Source organism: Roseovarius sp. B-10, from assembly GCF_056859295.1.
In genome coordinates this window covers 215,183-230,796 of record NZ_JBSXOE010000032.1, presented here as the reverse complement: position 1 = coordinate 230,796, position 15,614 = coordinate 215,183, and the positions used below count along the sequence as shown (strand labels likewise).

At 68.0% G+C, this 15,614-nt stretch carries 16 protein-coding genes; 9 read left to right on the top strand and 7 right to left on the bottom strand.

Going from position 1 to position 15,614, the window contains the following annotated elements; genetic code table 11:
- Nucleotides 1-21: 21 nt before the first annotated feature.
- Nucleotides 22-378, top strand: a complete 357-nt coding sequence (locus tag AC13D8_RS10190) for a DUF1499 domain-containing protein (protein ID WP_482968785.1) — start codon at nt 22-24, stop codon at nt 376-378.
- Here AC13D8_RS10190 and AC13D8_RS10185 read toward each other — a convergent pair.
- Nucleotides 313-597, bottom strand: a complete 285-nt coding sequence (locus tag AC13D8_RS10185) for a hypothetical protein (RefSeq protein ID WP_482968733.1) — start codon at nt 595-597, stop codon at nt 313-315. The genes AC13D8_RS10190 and AC13D8_RS10185 overlap by 66 nt on opposite strands.
- Nucleotides 598-785: 188 nt before the next feature.
- Here AC13D8_RS10185 and prfA point away from each other — a divergent pair, with 188 nt between their 5' ends.
- The 6 genes from prfA (at nt 786) to AC13D8_RS10155 (ending at nt 7,027) form a co-directional block, all read left to right on the top strand.
- Complete coding sequence (gene prfA / locus AC13D8_RS10180) at nt 786-1,832, top strand: peptide chain release factor 1 (protein ID WP_482968784.1); 1,047 nt, start codon at nt 786-788, stop codon at nt 1,830-1,832.
- Complete coding sequence (gene prmC, locus AC13D8_RS10175; protein ID WP_482968732.1) at nt 1,829-2,674, top strand: peptide chain release factor N(5)-glutamine methyltransferase; 846 nt, start codon at nt 1,829-1,831, stop codon at nt 2,672-2,674. Before prfA ends, prmC begins: the two co-directional genes overlap by 4 nt.
- Before the next feature lie 215 nt (nt 2,675-2,889).
- Entirely contained in the window at nt 2,890-3,576 is a 687-nt protein-coding gene (locus tag AC13D8_RS10170) for a DUF4167 domain-containing protein (RefSeq protein ID WP_482968731.1), read from the top strand.
- A 26-nt stretch (nt 3,577-3,602) separates the two neighbouring features.
- Complete coding sequence (locus tag AC13D8_RS10165; RefSeq protein WP_482968730.1) at nt 3,603-4,364, top strand: RNA methyltransferase; 762 nt, start codon at nt 3,603-3,605, stop codon at nt 4,362-4,364.
- Nucleotides 4,365-4,419: 55 nt separating this feature from the next.
- Nucleotides 4,420-5,559 (top strand): heme A synthase, encoded by a 1,140-nt coding sequence (gene ctaA, locus AC13D8_RS10160; protein ID WP_482968729.1) that lies wholly within the window; start codon nt 4,420-4,422, stop codon nt 5,557-5,559.
- Nucleotide 5,560: 1 nt separating this feature from the next.
- Nucleotides 5,561-7,027 (top strand): carboxypeptidase M32, encoded by a 1,467-nt coding sequence (locus AC13D8_RS10155; RefSeq protein ID WP_482968728.1) that lies wholly within the window; start codon nt 5,561-5,563, stop codon nt 7,025-7,027.
- A gap of 44 nt (nt 7,028-7,071) precedes the next feature.
- Here AC13D8_RS10155 and AC13D8_RS10150 read toward each other — a convergent pair whose 3' ends face one another.
- The 5 genes from AC13D8_RS10150 to AC13D8_RS10130 all read right to left on the bottom strand — a co-directional run bounded on the left by AC13D8_RS10150 (nt 7,072) and on the right by AC13D8_RS10130 (nt 12,271).
- Nucleotides 7,072-9,033: a sensor histidine kinase gene (locus tag AC13D8_RS10150; protein WP_482968727.1), complete on the bottom strand. Its 1,962-nt coding sequence runs from the start codon at nt 9,031-9,033 to the stop codon at nt 7,072-7,074.
- 126 nt (nt 9,034-9,159) lie between these two features.
- Nucleotides 9,160-10,176: an extracellular solute-binding protein gene (locus AC13D8_RS10145; RefSeq protein ID WP_482968726.1), complete on the bottom strand. Its 1,017-nt coding sequence runs from the start codon at nt 10,174-10,176 to the stop codon at nt 9,160-9,162.
- Between the two features lie 66 nt (nt 10,177-10,242).
- On the bottom strand, nt 10,243-11,052 hold the full coding sequence (locus AC13D8_RS10140; RefSeq protein WP_129433989.1) for a metal ABC transporter permease: 810 nt from the start codon (nt 11,050-11,052) through the stop codon (nt 10,243-10,245).
- Nucleotides 11,049-11,792 (bottom strand): metal ABC transporter ATP-binding protein, encoded by a 744-nt coding sequence (locus tag AC13D8_RS10135; protein ID WP_482968725.1) that lies wholly within the window; start codon nt 11,790-11,792, stop codon nt 11,049-11,051. Before AC13D8_RS10135 ends, AC13D8_RS10140 begins: the two co-directional genes overlap by 4 nt.
- The gene (locus tag AC13D8_RS10130) at nt 11,783-12,271 is read right to left on the bottom strand and encodes a Fur family transcriptional regulator (RefSeq protein WP_482968724.1); all 489 of its coding nucleotides are present in this window, start codon (nt 12,269-12,271) and stop codon (nt 11,783-11,785) included. Before AC13D8_RS10130 ends, AC13D8_RS10135 begins: the two co-directional genes overlap by 10 nt.
- A 95-nt stretch (nt 12,272-12,366) precedes the next feature.
- Here AC13D8_RS10130 and AC13D8_RS10125 point away from each other — a divergent pair, with 95 nt between their 5' ends.
- A complete protein-coding gene (locus tag AC13D8_RS10125; protein ID WP_482968723.1) occupies nt 12,367-13,389 on the top strand; it encodes a zinc ABC transporter substrate-binding protein in 1,023 nt (340 codons plus the stop codon).
- A 111-nt stretch (nt 13,390-13,500) separates the two neighbouring features.
- Nucleotides 13,501-15,384 carry an acyl-CoA synthetase gene (locus AC13D8_RS10120; RefSeq protein WP_482968722.1) on the top strand — a complete coding sequence of 628 codons (1,884 nt, stop codon included), beginning with the start codon at nt 13,501-13,503 and terminating at the stop codon, nt 15,382-15,384.
- A gap of 7 nt (nt 15,385-15,391) precedes the next feature.
- On the opposite strand, the gene AC13D8_RS10115 is transcribed toward AC13D8_RS10120, so the two are convergent.
- Nucleotides 15,392-15,592, bottom strand: coding sequence for a hypothetical protein (locus AC13D8_RS10115; protein WP_482968721.1), 201 nt, complete (start codon nt 15,590-15,592; stop codon nt 15,392-15,394).
- Nucleotides 15,593-15,614: the final 22 nt, after the last annotated feature.

Below are 15,614 nucleotides of genomic sequence, written 5' to 3'. Positions count from 1 at the left end.
CTGGTCACGGTGATCGGCGTGATGGCCTTTATCCGGCTGGCCCCGTCCGAGCCGATGCGCTGGCACCAGATGCCCGAGACGATCACCGACCGCGACCTCGAAGGCGGGGCGATGCGGCGCGCGGAGGGCGACCTGGCCGCGCTGGATGCGATCATCCGCGACACGCCGCGCACGCGGGTGCTGGCGGGGTCGGTGGCGCAGGGCATGGTGACCTATGTCACGCGCTCGCGCGTGTTCGGCTTTCCCGATTACACGACGGTGCGTCAGGACGGGGACATGCTGGAGATTTACGGGCGGTTGCGCTTTGGCCGCTCAGATCTGGGTGTGAACGCCGGGCGCATCGACGGCTGGCTCGGGAGTCTGGCCGAGGCTCGATGACAGGCAGCCGTCGCTGACCTTGCGCCAGATCGGCACGTTGAGCGACATGGCACAGCGCGCCATGAACATCCGGCCATCCACGCGCAGGCAGGTCATCTCGCCCATTTCCACCCGCTCGCCCTGGCCATCGGTGCAGTAGCACTCCACCGTCTTGCCGCCGATGGTGGCGTCCGAAAGGGCCGGTGTGGCGGCGAGGATGAGGGGCAGGAGGTAACGCATGAAGTGAGTATAGCACGGGCCTGCGCCGGTCACCAAGGCACGGATGCGGGGCCGAGCGTCGCACGGGCGGGAGGCCGGGGAGTGGGTATTTGAGCCAAGAAGAAGCGCGGGGCGGGGGGTGGCGCGGTGGGGAGGAACGGCGATGCGCTCTTGACCGGGGCGGGACGATGGGACAGAGGATCGCGGTCATGGTGCCCTTGGACAGATTGCAGCGGATCGTGGAGCGTTTCGAGTATATCGAGGCGCAGATGGCGCAGGGCGGCGGCGATCTGGCGCGGCTGGGACGCGAATATGCCGAGTTGCGCCCCGTGGTGGAGGAAATCCGCACGTACCGGCAGGCGCTGGACGATCTCGAGGCGGCGCGCGGGATGCTCGACGACGCGGAGATGCGCGAGCTGGCCGAGGGCGAGATCGCCGGGATCGAGGCGCGGCTGCCGGAGATGGAGCAGGCGCTGCGGCTGGCGCTGTTGCCGCGCGACGCCGCCGATGCCCGGCCCGCGATCCTGGAAATCCGGCCCGGAACGGGGGGCGAGGAGGCCGCGCTCTTTGCCGCCGATCTGATGCGCATGTACGCCCGCCACGCCGAGGCGCGGGGCTGGTCCTTCGAGGTGATCGAGGAGCAGTGGAGCGAATTGGGCGGTCTGCGCGAGCTGGTGGCGCGGGTGAAGGGCGAGGGAGTATTCGCGCGGCTCAAGTTCGAATCCGGGGTGCACCGGGTGCAGCGGGTGCCCGAGACGGAATCGGGCGGGCGCATCCACACCTCGGCAGCCACGGTCGCCGTGCTGCCCGAGGCCGAGGCGGTGGACGTGGCGATCGACCCGAATGATCTGCGCATCGACACGATGCGGTCTTCGGGCGCCGGCGGGCAGCATGTCAACACCACCGATTCGGCGGTGCGGATCACCCACCTGCCCACCGGCGTGGTGGTCACGAGCAGCCAGAAATCGCAGCACCGCAACCGCGACATCGCGATGGACGTGTTGCGCGCGCGGCTTTTTGACATGGAACGGCAGAAGGCGCAGGGCAACCGCGCGGCGGAGCGGGCGGCGCAGGTCGGCTCTGGCGACCGGTCCGAGCGCATCCGCACCTACAATTTCCCTCAGGGGCGTGTCACCGATCACCGGATCGGGCTGACGCTCTACAAGCTCGACCAGGTGATGCAGGGGGATCTGGACGATCTGACCGATGCGCTGATCTCGGACGCGCAGGCGCGGCTGCTGGCCGAGGTGGAATGAGCGTGCGCGCGGCGCTGGCGATGGCGCAGAAGGCGCTGGCGGAGGCCGGGATCGAGGGCGCGGCGGGGGATGCGCGCGCGCTGGTGGCCGAGGCCGCGGGGGTGGCGCGCGACCGGCTGACGCTGCACCTGGAGGATGAGTTGGACGCGGGCGCGCGGGCGCGGCTCGACGCGATGCTGGCGCGGCGGGTGGCGCACGAGCCGGTGGCGCGCATCCTAGGGCGGCGGGTGTTCTGGGGGCGGGATTTCGCGGTGACGGCGGACGTGCTCGACCCGCGCCCCGAAACCGAGTGCCTGATCGCCGAGGCACTGGCGGGACCGGTGCCAGCGCGACTCCTTGATCTGGGCACCGGGAGCGGATGTATCGCGGTGACGCTTCTTGCCGAGTGGTCCGGCGCGCGGGGCGTGGCCACGGATATATCGGGTGCCGCCCTGGCCGTGGCGGCGGAGAACGCGGCGCGGTATGGGGTGGCGGGGCGGCTCGACCTGGTGGAGAGCGATTGGTTTGAAGGCGTGGCCGGGCGGTTCGACCTCGTGGTGTCGAACCCGCCCTATATCGCCGCCGCCGAGATGGCGGGGTTGGCGCCGGAGGTGGTGCTCCATGATCCCGAGGGCGCATTGAGCGATGGCGGCGATGGGCTGGGGGCCTATCGTGCGATCGCGGGCGGCGTGATGCCGCATCTCGCCCCCGGAGGGCGTGTGCTGGTCGAGATCGGCGCGGCGCAGGGGGCGCAGGTGGCCGACCTGTTTGCGCGCGCGGGGCTGGCGCAGGTGCGAATCCTGCCCGATCTCGACGGGCGCGACCGGGTGGTGGCGGGGCGGCATCCCGCCGAAACGGCGTGAGTCACGGGAAAATACGCGGATGCTATGCGAAATACCGTGGTTTTCGCTTGTAAGGCACCGGCGGGCATGGTTAGACAGGGTATCGCTCAGATGGACCCCTCTTCGGGTGTCTCGGGCGATATCAAGCCAAGACATGTCCGATCCGGGATTGTGAGGCGCGCGGCGCGCCGGTCGGATCAAGCGGCACTCAGACCACAAGGCTGGACTGCAAGCATATGAGATCATCCAAGTCACGTTCGCGGAACAAGTCGAACCGCAACCGGTCCGTCGGCAATGTCGTCAACCGGGTCTTTGACAGCTCCGGCCCCGAGGGCAAGGTGCGCGGCACGCCGCAGCAGATCATCGACAAGTACACCCAGCTTGCCCGCGATGCGCAGCTCGGCAACGACCGGGTGGCGTTCGAGAATTTCCAGCAGCATGCCGAGCATTACCAGCGCATGCTCAACGAGGCGCAGCGCGAGCAGGAGGCGCGGCGCGAAGAGCACGAGCGCCAGAACCGCGACCGCCAAACCGAGCGTGACCGCGACCGTGGCCCGCGCGAGGGTGGCCCGCGTGAAGGTGGCCCGCGCGACCGCGACGCCCGGCAGGGCGAGGGTCAGAACGGCGATCCGGCGCGCAGCCCGCAGCCCGACATTATCGATCCCGCCGAGTCGAGCGACAGCGGCCTAGTCGAGACGCCCGAGGCCAAGGGTGAAAACCGGGGCGAAAACAAGGGTGAAGGCGGTAACGCACCGCGCAAGCCCGCCCGCAAGCCGCGCAGCCGCAAGCCCGCCAAGTCCGGCGGTGATGATGGCAATGGAAACGGCAACGGTAACGGCAACGGCACCGAGGGCGGCTCTGGCGAGCAGGGCGGTCAGGGCAACCCGAACCTGTCCGCGGGTCCGTCAGAGGCTGCGGAATAGGTGCGCGGGGCGTATCCTCTCGCTCGATGACCGGCCCGGCGATCCCCGACACCGACAGAATTCAGCCTGCCTTCGTGCTGGTGCGCCCGCAGATGGGCGAGAATATCGGCGCCGCGGCGCGGGCGATGTGGAATTTCGGCCTCGACCGCATGCGCCTCGTGGCGCCGCGCGACGGCTGGCCCAACCCCACCGCAGGCGCGATGGCGAGCGGCGCGGGGCGGCTGCTGGACGAGGCGGGGCTGTTTGACGACGTGGCGGGTGCGATTGGCGATTGCCAGTACGTGATGGCGACGACGGCGCGCGCGCGCGGGATGACCAAGCCGGTGCTGAGCCCCGAGCGCGCGATGCAGGAGGCTGCGCGCCGCATCGCTGCCGGAGAGCGGGTGGCGATGCTGTTCGGTCCCGAGCGCGCGGGGCTGGAGAATGACGACGTGGCGCGCGCCAACGCGCTGGTGAACGTGCCGGTCAATCCCGAGTTTCCCAGCCTGAACCTTGCGCAATGCGTACTGCTCTGCGCCTACGAGTGGCGGCGTGCCACGGCCGAGGTGGTGGCCGAGCGCGTGGACATGGCCGGTGCCGACTGGGCCGAGGCGGTCGAGATCGAGCGTCTGGCCGACCATTACGAGGAACGGCTGGAGACGGCGGGGTTCTTCTTTCCCGAGCACAAGGCGGCGCGGATGCGGCGCAACCTGCGAAACATGTGGAGCCGGATGCCGCTGACGCGCGCCGATGTGCGGATGCTGCACGGGATCATGCGGCAGATGGTCCGCTGGGGCGGGCGCGGTTGAAGGCGTGCGGTGCGCGGCCTAATCTCTGCCGCATCGGCAATTCGAGGGGCGGGGCATGACCGGGAAACGCAGCATTTTCGAGGAGGTGGGCGCGGATCAGCCCAAGGCCGAGCCGAAGGCGGGCGGCATCGACGCCGGGCGGCGCGGCGCGCGGCGCGGGATTCGCCTGTGGCTGATGCTGCTGTTTGCGCTGGTGGTGGTGATGATCGCCGTCGGCGGGCTTACCCGGCTCACCGATAGCGGGCTGTCGATCACCGAGTGGAAGCCGGTGACCGGCGCGCTGCCGCCGATGTCCGAGTCCGTCTGGCAGCAGGAATTCGACAAGTATCGCGCGATTCCACAATACGAATTGCTCAACAAGGGGATGAGCCTGGCCGAGTTCAAGGCGATCTACTGGTGGGAGTGGGGCCACCGGCAACTGGGCCGGGTGATCGGCCTCGTTTGGGCGCTGGGGTTCTTTGGCTTCCTGCTGGCGCGGCAGATACCCAAGGGCTGGACCGGGCGGCTTCTTGGCCTCGGTGCGCTGGGCGGCGCGCAGGGCGCGATTGGCTGGTGGATGGTGTCCTCTGGCCTGGGCGACGGGATGATCGCGGTGGCGTCCTACCGGCTCGCCGTGCATCTCGGCCTTGCCTTCGTGATCCTCGGGTTCATCGCGTGGTACGTGATGGCGCTGGGGCGTGAGGAGCGCGAGCTGATGCAGGCCCGGCGCGGGCGCGAGGGCAGGCTATTCGGTCTTTCCACCGGCCTCATGCATTTCGCCTTTCTGCAAATCCTGCTGGGTGCGCTGGTGGCGGGGATCGACGCAGGCCGCACCTATACCGACTGGCCGCTGATGGCCGGGGGTATCCTGCCGCCCGACATGATGGACCTGAGCCCGTGGTGGCGGAATTTCTTTGAAAACCCCGGCACCGTTCAGTTCATTCACCGGGTGAGCGGCTATCTGTTGTTGGCCTTTGGCGTGGTGGTCTGGCTGCGTGGACGGCGCAGCGCGCACGGGGTGACGCGGGGGGCATTCACCGCAGTGATCGGCGTGCTGGCCTTGCAGATGGTTCTGGGGATCATGACGGTGCTCTATATCGCGCCGTGGCAACTGGCTATCGCGCACCAATTCGTGGCGGTGGTGATATGGGTGCTGATCCTGCGGGCACGGTTCCTGAGCCAGTATCCGCGTGCCACGTCGCTGAGGGGGACCTGAGATGGCAGCATATGACGATCTGATGGCGCTGGAGCGCGAAACGCAGGCGCTGGCGCAGGTCGCCGGGCGGCTCGGCTGGGATCAGGAGACGATGATGCCGCGCGGCGCCGCCGAGCAGCGCGCCGAGGAGAGTGGCGCGATGCAAGCGGTGTTGCATGCGCGGCGTACCGATGCGCGGCGCGGCGATTTGCTGGCCGAGGCGGAGAGCGTGGCCACGGATGAGGTGGAGCGCGCGCAATTGCACCATATCCGCCGCGATTACGATCGCGCGACGCTGGTGCCGGGCGACCTGGCGGTGGCGCTGGCGCGGCTGACGAGCCGGGCGCAGGGGCAATGGGCCGAGGCGCGCGCTGCCGACGATTGCGCGGTGTTTGCGCCGGTGCTGGCCGAGGTGGTGCGATTGAAGCGCGAGGAGGCGGCTGCGGTGGCGCGGGGGCGCGACCTCTATGATGCGCTGATCGACGATTTCGAGCCGGAGATGAATGCGGCACGGCTTGACGAGATGTTTGCCGAGATGCGGCCCCGGCTGGTCGATCTGCGTGCCCGCGCGCTCGACCGGGAGTGGCCCGCACTGGACGCGCATTTCGACGAACAGGCGCAACTGCGCCTGTCGCGCGAACTGGCGCGCAATTTCGGTTATGATTTCGCGCGCGGGCGGCTCGATATGGCGGTGCATCCGTTCTCGTCCGGCTCGGGCGACGATGTGCGCATCACCACGCGGGTGAGCGAGCATGACCCGTTCAACTGCCTCTATTCGACGATCCACGAGACCGGTCACGCCTGTTACGAGCAGGGGATCGACCCGGAATATCGACTGACGCCCTTGGGGCAGGGCGTGTCGATGGGCGTGCATGAAAGCCAGAGCCGGATTTATGAGAATCAGCTGGGGCGCAGCCGGGCCTATACCGGCTGGCTCTATGACCGGATGCGCGAGATGTTCGGCGATTTCGGGGTGGCCAATGCCGGGACGTTCTATCGCGCGGTCAACCGGGTGCATCGCGGCTATATCCGCACAGAGGCGGACGAGGTGCAGTACAACCTTCATATCATGCTGCGCTTTGACCTCGAAAAGGCGTTGATCGCGGGCGATCTGGGCACCGATGATCTCGAGGCCGCGTGGAACGACCGCTTTGCCGCCGATTTCGGCTATGCGGTGGATCGGGCCTCGAACGGGGTGTTGCAGGATGTGCACTGGTCGGTGGGCCTGTTCGGCTATTTTCCGACCTACAGCCTCGGCAATGTTTATGCCGGGTGCCTCTACCGCGCGATGCGCGGGGCGGTGCCGGACCTGGAGGCGGAGCTTGCGCGCGGCGAGACCGGCGGCGCGACCGCGTGGTTGCGCACGCAGGTGCAGCGGCATGGCGGGCGGTATGCCCCGGCGCAGGTGATCGCGCGCGCCTGCGGCGGGGAAGAGCCGACAGCGGGGCCGCTGCTGGACTATCTCGACGAGAAATTCGGCGGGATGTGAGCGGCGCGTCGCGCGCATCCCTGCAGCTTCTTTCCCGCGGCCGGTCAGCGCGCCCCCTGCGCGGGCAGCCAGATGGTGAATTCGGCACCGTTCCGGGGCCGGTTGCGGGCGGTGATAATGCCGCCCGCCTGTCGGATCAGCGTCTGGCTTACTGAAAGGCCGAGGCCCGTGCCCTCGCCGTGCCGGGTGGTGAAGAACGGATCGAACACCGCGGCGATCTTGTCCTCCGGGATACCCGGCCCGGTGTCGCCCACGACGAGCGCCGCGCCGGGGCGGTCCTCGCGCGCCATCGGGCGGGTCTCTATCATCAGCCGGCCGCCGGTGCCCATCGCCTGCGCGGCGTTGGTCACGAGGTTGATGATGACCTGCTGCAATTCGCCGGGGTTGATGGTGACGAGGGGGGTGTCGGGCGCCTCGGAGATGCTGACCTCTATCTCGGCCTTGGACAGGACGTGATCGACCAGCACGAGGCAGTCGCGCAGCACTTGGCCCAGGTCCACGTCTTCCTCGAAGCTGCCGAACTCGGTGGGTCGCGCGAATTGCAAAAGCTTGCCGACGATGGCGCTGATGCGGCCGACCTGCCGGTCGATGAGCCCAAGCTCGTGGAGCACCGGCTCTGCCCGGTCCCCGAGTGTTTCGCGGATCACGTCGAGATTGCCCTGGATGACGGCGGTGGGGTTGTTGATCTCGTGCGCGACACCGGCGGTGATCTCGCCGATGGAGGCGAGTTTCTCGGACATAACCAGTTGCTGATAGGTGCTTTCGAGCTTGGCATTCGCCTCGCGCAACTCGGCGGTGCGCTCATCAACGCGCTGGTTCAGTTCGTCGTTCCAGGCGCGCAGCGCGCGGTCGCGTTCCTGCACCTGGTCGAGCAGGCTGTCGAGATGGGCGGCCACGGTGCCGATCTCGTCGCGCGCGGGCACCGGGCCGATGCGCGCCTCGAGGTCGCCCGCCTCGACCCGTTCCATGGTGCGGGTCATCCGCTCTAGCGGCGCGAAGATATTGCGTGCCAGCCGCAGGAAAAGCGGCGCGCTGAGTGCGACCACGGCCAGGAATGCCGTAAATACGATGAGGTAGGCGTTGCGCTTGGCCGCGTCGAACGGCGCCTGGAGAAAGCCCACGTAGAGCATGCCGATGCGGTCCCCGGTGCTGTCGATGATCGGGCGATAGGCCGACATGTACCAGTCATTGACCACGAAGGCGCTGTCGAGCCAGGTACGCCCCTCGTCCAGCACCGCGTGTCGGACCGCCGCCGACACGCGGGTGCCGAGCGCGCGGCTGCCCTCGAACAGCCGCACGTTGGTCGAGACGCGCACATCCTCGAGAAACAGGGTGGCGGTGCCTTGCCGTGCCCCCGGCGCGCCACTGTCGCGATAGACGAGGGCGTTGATCGTGTCGATGAAATCGAGGTTGCGGTTGAGCAGGATGCCGCCCACCAGCACCCCCTCGCGCCCGTCGGTGGTGACTGGCGTGGCACTGTGCACGACCATGCCGCGATCCTCGACCGTGCGCGTGGTGGGCACGGCGGCCTGCGTGGGGATGAGCGGCACAAGGGCGCGGTCGGCCAGTGCCGGGCCGGTTTCGGGCAGGGCGGCGAGGTCATCCTGCGCGAAGAGGTCGATCTCGGTGGCGGGCACCCCGGCGGCGGCGCGCGCGATCACCGGCCAGCCGGTGTCACCTGTCCTTGCGCGGGGCAGGTAGTAGAGGAAATCGAGCCCCAGCGTATCGCGTTCCCGGTCGAGAAAACCGGAGAGGTCGGCCCCGTCCTCGCGCAGCGCGCGGTCGAAGCGCAGCGACCGGGCGAGCGCGGTGACGTCGCCGCCGGTGGTGGTCAGGATGCGCTGCACATACTGGTCGGCCACCCGCAGGTCGGTTTCGACATTGGTGATAAGCAGCGCGTCGTAATTGGCCGACCAACGCCCGACCGCCACCGCCAGAAGCGCGGGCATCAGCACCACCAGGGGCAGCAGCGCGAGAATGAGCAGGCGTAGCCGAACGGATTTCATGCAAAAGGGCCGGGATCCCGTTTGGAGACCCCGACCCTAAAGCAATTTCAGAAGAAGTTGATAGCCTTTTTCGGTTCGAAATTGCGACACCTCGGCATCACTGATGCGGATTGCGCAATTTGCGGATCAGTCCCAGCCGACCTCGTTGAAGATGGTCTGCGCGGTGGTCGCGTGCTCCTTGAAGGAAGAGGTGGGCGTATCGTTGTCGGGGATGAAGATGCCGAGTTGCGCCACGTGTTCGCCGATCGGCACACCGGCCATCACCGGGTACTCGTTGTTGGCGTTGGCGAATTGCGCCTGTGCCTCAGCGCTGGCGAGGTATTCCAGCAGCGCGGTCGCCTCGTCCTTGTTGGGGGCGTTGGCGGCGATGCCAGCGGCGGCGAGGTTGACATGTGCCCCGCGCCCGCTCTGGTTCGGCCAGACAAAGCCGACACCGTCGATACCCGAGGTGAGCCCGTCCACGTCGCTGGCGAGGCCGCGCACGTAGTAATAGGTGTTGGCCACCGCCACGTTGCATTCGCCCGAGACGATGCCGCGAAGCTGGTCGGTATCGCCGCCCTGCGGGGCGCGTGCCATATTGGCGACAATGCCGGCGGCCCAATCGCGGGCCGATTCCTCGCCGTGGGTCTCGATGATCGACGCCATGAGCGACTGGTTGTAGATGTTCGAGGACGAGCGGATGCAGACCTGGCCCTTCCACTTGGGATCGGCAAGCTCTTCATAGGTTTGCGGCGGGTTTTCGACCCGTTCCCTGGAATAGAAGATGATGCGCGCGCGCTGCGACAGGCCGGTCCAGAGATTCTCGTCGTCGCGCAGGTGGGCGGGTACGTTGGCCTCGATCACCGCCGATTCGAACGGCTGAAGCAGCCCCCTTTCCTCGGCGCGCGAGATGCGGCCCACATCGACGGTCATGAACACGTCGGCTGGGCTGTTGGCACCCTCGGCCTCCATCCGCGCCATCAGCTCGTCGGCCTTGGCCTCGATGCGGTTGATGGTGATGCCGGTCTTCTCGGTGAAGGCGGCATAGAGCGCGTCGTCGCTGTCATAGTGACGGCTGGAATACAGGTTGACCTCCTGCGCGAAGGCAGGGGCCGTGAGGGCGATCAGCGCGGTGGCCGAGAGCGCAGCCTTGATCGGATTCATCGGGGACTCCTCTTGGTTGATCCGAGTATTTAACTCGGAAATCTGTCGCAATTCTGACAGAATGAGTCAACGGTTATTTCCGATAATTCCACTCAGGCTATGGCCGGTCATGGTCAGCGCGAAAATGAGCGCAGCCACGCAAACGATGGTGGGGCCGGTGGGCGTGTCGAGCCGGAACGAGGCAGCCAGCCCGCCCAGCGCCGCCGCCCCGGCGATCGCCGTCGCGATCAGGGCCATGCGTTCGGGCGTGGCCGAGAGCGGGCGGGCGGCGGCGGCGGGCACGATCAGCATGGCGGCGATCAGCAGCACGCCCACTACCTTGATCGCCACCGCCACCACCAGCGCCAGTGCCAGCGTGAGCACCATCTGCTCGCGGCGCGGGTCGATCCCCTCGGACCACGCCAGATCGGGGCTGAGCGTCGCGGTCAGCAGCGCCTGCCAGCGCCAGACCAGCAGCGCCACGACCCCTGCCGCGCCACCCCAGATCACCGCGAGGTCGCCCCGGCTGACGGCGAGGATATCGCCGAAGAGATAGGCCATCAGGTCGATTCGCACGCCCGACAGGAACGACACCCCCACCAGCCCGAAGGCGAGCGCCGAATGGGCCAACACGCCCAGGAGCGTGTCCATCGCGAAGCCGCGCCCCGAGAGGGTGGAGACCGCGCTTGCCATCGCGAGCGACATCACCAGCGCGCCCGCGAAGACCGAAGCATCAAAGGCCAGTGCCAAAGCTACGCCGAGGATCGCGGCATGGGCCGTGGCATCGCCGAAATAGGCCATGCGCCGCCAGACGACGAAGCTGCCGAGCGGGGCCGCCGCCAGCGCCACGCCGAGGCCCGCGAGAGCCGCGCGCACGAGAAAATCGTCGAGGATCATTCGGCGGCCTCGTGGTTATGGTCGTGGTCGTGGTCGTGCGAGTGCCCGTGCTCGTGGCGGTAGAGCGCGAGCGCGCCGTGGGTGCCGGTGCCGAAGAGGGCGCGGTATTCCTCGGCCTGCGCGACGATCTCGGGGCGACCCTCGCAGCAGACATGGCCGTTGAGGCAGATCACCCGGTCGGACGCGCTCATCACGACGTGCAACTCGTGGCTGACCATCAGCACCGCGCAGCCCATCTCCTGCCGCACCTCCTCGATTCGGCGGTAGAACGCCGCCGATCCCGGCTGATCGAGGCCCTGCGTCGCCTCGTCGAGGATCAGCAGGTCGGGGCTGTCCATCAGCGCGCGCGCCAGCAGCACGCGCTGGAACTGCCCGCCCGAGAGATCCGCCATCTGCCGGTGGCGCAGGTCGGGCAGGCCCGCCCGGTCGAGCGCGGCGCGCAGGTCGGTCGCGGCGCGGCGGCGGGGCAGGGCGAGAAACCGCATCACCGTCATCGGCAGGGTCGGGTCGATGTGCAGGCGCTGCGGCACGTAGCCGATGCGCAGCCCCGGTGCGCGGCGGACATGGCCGCGACTCACCGGCACCGCGCCGATCAGCGCGCGCAGCAGCGTGGACTTGCCCGACCCGTTGGGGCCGACGATGGTGACGATCTCACCCGGCTCGAGGCTGAGCGAGACATCGTGCAACACCTCGGCGCGGCCAAGGCGCACGGAGAGGTCGGTGGCGGCGATCAGCGGCATGGCGCGGCCCCGTCGCGGCAGCGCGGGCAGCGGCCTACGGCCTCGACCACGGCCTGTTCTATTTCGAACCCGGCGGCCTCGGCGGCGGCGCCGAGCATCCCGCGCGCCGGTTCGGCATGGGTCTCGGCGACCGCGTCGCAGATGCGGCAGATGAGGAAGGCCGGGGTGTGCGTGGCATCCGGGTGAGTGCAGGCGATGAAGGCGTTGAGCCGCTCGATCTTGTGGGCGAAGCCGTTGGTCACGAGGAAATCGAGCGCCCGGTAGGCCACCGGCGGCTGTGCCCCGAGCCCTTCTTCGCGCAGCGTGTCGAGAATTTCGTAGGCCCCCATCGCGCGGTGCCCCTCGAGCAGGATTTCGAGCACGCGGCGGCGTTGGGGCGTGAGTTTGAGCCGGTGGCGTGCGCAATGCGCCTCGGCTGCATCGAGCGCCTCGCGCTTGCAACGGTGATGGTCGTGATGCTCGAATCCGAGTGTGTGCATGGCGGTCTCCAGCGGTCGATTGCGGCTTGATATGTTATATCATAACGCTTATCAACCCCGGCAGATGTGTAATAAGGTAACATATGGAGGATTGAATGCCGACCCGGTTTCTCGTTTCTTTCGGACTGGCACTGGGATGCGCCGGCCCAGGTATGGCCGCGCCGCAGGTGGCCACCGATATCGCACCGGTGCATTCGCTGGTGGCGCGGGTGATGGACGGGGTGGGCGAGCCCGCGCTGATCGTGCCGCCGGGCGCGTCGCCGCACGGCCATTCCATGCGCCCCTCCGAGGCGGCGGCGCTAGACCGCGCCGAGGTGGTGTTCTGGATGGGCGAGGGGCTGACACCGTGGTTGGCGGATTCGGTAGAGACGCTGGCGGGCGATGCGCATGTGGTCACGTTGCTGGGAGCGGGCGGCTCGACGGTGCGGACTTTTCGCGAGGGGCTGACATTCGCGGCGGCGGACGCGGACGGGCATGACGATGCTGGGCATGACGAGCACGGACACGACGACCACGCGCACGAGGACCACGATGAGCACGGGCACGATGAGGATGGGCACGACGACGCTCACGACGATGACCACGACCACGCCCATGACGGCGCCGACCCCCATGCGTGGCTCGATCCGGCGAACGCGCGTGCCTGGCTCGATGTGATCGCGGCGGAACTGGCCGGGCACGACCCCGACAACGCCGCGCGCTACGCCGCCAACGCGGCACAGGCCGCGCAGGAGCTGGTCGCATTGGAGGACCGGATCGCCGCGCGCCTCGCGCCCGTGCAGGGCACGCCCTACCTCGTCTACCACGATGCCTACCAGTATTTCGAAGCGCGATTCGGGCTGGCCCCCACCGGGGCGCTGGCGCTGGGCGACGCCGCCGATCCGGGGCCGGCGCGAATCGCCGCGCTGCGTGACATGGCACGGGAGGCGGGGATCGTCTGCGTATTCACCGAGCCGCAATTCGACGGCTCGCGGGTCTCGTCGGTGTTTGGCGATACCGCCCGCCACGGCGTGCTCGACCCGCTGGGAGGCCGCCACGCGCCGGGGCCCGCGCTCTATCCGGCTCTCATCGGGGACATGGCCGGGGCGCTGGCGGAGTGCCTCGGCGCCGACGGCTGACGGCACGTCGGAACGCCGCGTAAAACTTGCGCCGCGCCCCGTTCCCGCACATTCTGGCGCGCACGGGAGAGAGCCGTGCCACCAGAGGCGCGGGAAAGGGAGGAAGAGGCCATGACGTTCAGTTCGCGTCAGGACGCGCTTGCGATCCAGAATGAGATGCCGTGGGAGGCGCGCGAAACGCCCGCCACGCTGCACGAGATGCTGAGCGCCACGGCGCAGGCCTTTCCCGACCGTCCCGCGCTGAGCTACCAGCTCACGTCGGGGCCCGCCGACAACGCGGTGACGCTGACATGGCGGCAGTTCCAGGAACAGTGCTGCCAGGCGGCCAACCTGTTCCGTAGCCTGCGCATCGGCGAGCAGGATGTGGTGGCGCTGGTGCTGCCCAACAGCGTCGAGACAGCGACCGCCACCATCGGCGGCGCGATTGCCGGGATCGTCAACCCGGTCAACCCGCTGCTGGAGCCCGAGCATATCGGTGCCATCCTGCGCGAGACCGGCGCCAAGGTCGTCGTCACGCTCAAGTCATTTCCCAAGACGGACATCGCGCAGAAGACCGCCGAGGCGGTGCGCCATGCGCCGCAGGTCCATACCGTGCTCGAGATCGACCTCAACCGCTATCTCAGCCCGCCCAAGAGCTGGATCGTGCCACTGGTGCGCCCGAAAAACGCGGTTCACCATCATGCCGATGCGATGGACTTTCACAAGGCCCTGGCCGGGCAGCCGAAGACGCTGACCTTTGCGGACAGCGCGGGCGACCGGGTGGCGGCCTATTTCCACACCGGCGGCACCACCGGAATGCCCAAGGTCGCGCAGCACAAGTATTCCGGGCTGGTCTATAATGGCTGGCTCGGCCACACGCTGCTCTTTTCCGAAGAAGACAACGTGATGTGCCCGTTGCCGCTGTTTCACGTCTTTGCCTGCCACGTGATCCTGATGGCCTGCATCAAGTCGGGGGCGCATGTCGTCTTTCCCACGCCCGCGGGCTATCGCGGCGAGGGGGTGTTCGACAATTTCTGGAAGCTGTGCGAGCGCTGGAAAATCAGCTTTGTCATCACCGTGCCCACCGCCGTCTCTGCGCTGATGCAGCGCAAGGTGGATGCCGATCTCTCGACCGTCAAGAACGCCTTTTCCGGCTCGGCGCCGATGCCGCTGGAGCTGTTCAATCGGTTCGAGAGCGCGACCGGCATGACCGTGATCGAGGGCTATGGCCTCACCGAGGCGACCTGCCTTGTGTCGTGCAACCCGCCCGACGGGGAAAAGAAGGTAGGATCGGTCGGCGTACCGTTTCCCTACACGGAAGTACGCATCATAAAGGAAACCCCGGATGGCCCGGTGGAGTGCGAGGTCGACGAGGTGGGCGAGATCTGCGTCTCCAACCCCGGCGTATTCACCGGCAACACCTATACCGAGGCCGAGAAGAACGCGAGCCTATACTACCACGGCAAATACCTGCGTACCGGCGATCTGGGGCGGCTCGATGCCGATGACTACCTTTGGATAACGGGCCGCGCCAAGGACCTGATCATCCGCGGCGGCCACAATATCGACCCCGCCGAGATCGAGGAGGCGCTGATGACGCATCACGACGTGGCGATGGCCGGGGCCATCGGCCAGCCCGATGCCCACACCGGCGAGATGCCCTGCGCCTATGTCGAGCTGGTCGAGGGCGGCACCGCCACGGGCGAGGAGCTGCGCGAATACTGCAAGGTGCATGTCCACGAGCGCGCGGCGATCCCCAAACATGTCGAGGTGCTGGACGAGTTGCCCAAGACCGCCGTCGGCAAGGTGTTCAAGCCCGACCTGCGCAAGCGCGCCATCACCCGCATCTATAACGCCGCGCTTGAGGAGGCGGGGATCGCGGCGCAGGTGACCTCGGTCGTCGATGACAAGAAGCGCGGGCTGGTGGCGCAACTGACCCGCACCGGCGAGGTGGACGAAGAGGCGATGAGCCATGTGCTCGGCCGGTTCGTGCGGCCCTGGGAGTGGGCGGACTAGGCGCGGCTCACGGCTTGCCTGTCAGAGCGGGGTGCGCGAGGCGGGCGATTTCCGACAGGTAGCGCTCCTGCGGCCAGTCGCAGAGGCGGGTCAGGTGTTCCCATGTCGGGATGGAAAGCAGCGTCCACAAAAGGTCGGTTGCCTCGGTCTCGTCCATGACGAGCGCGCGATCCTGCGCGAGCGCCGCGACGACCGCCAATGAGTCCAAGCGCGCGCCCGCGGGATTGCGC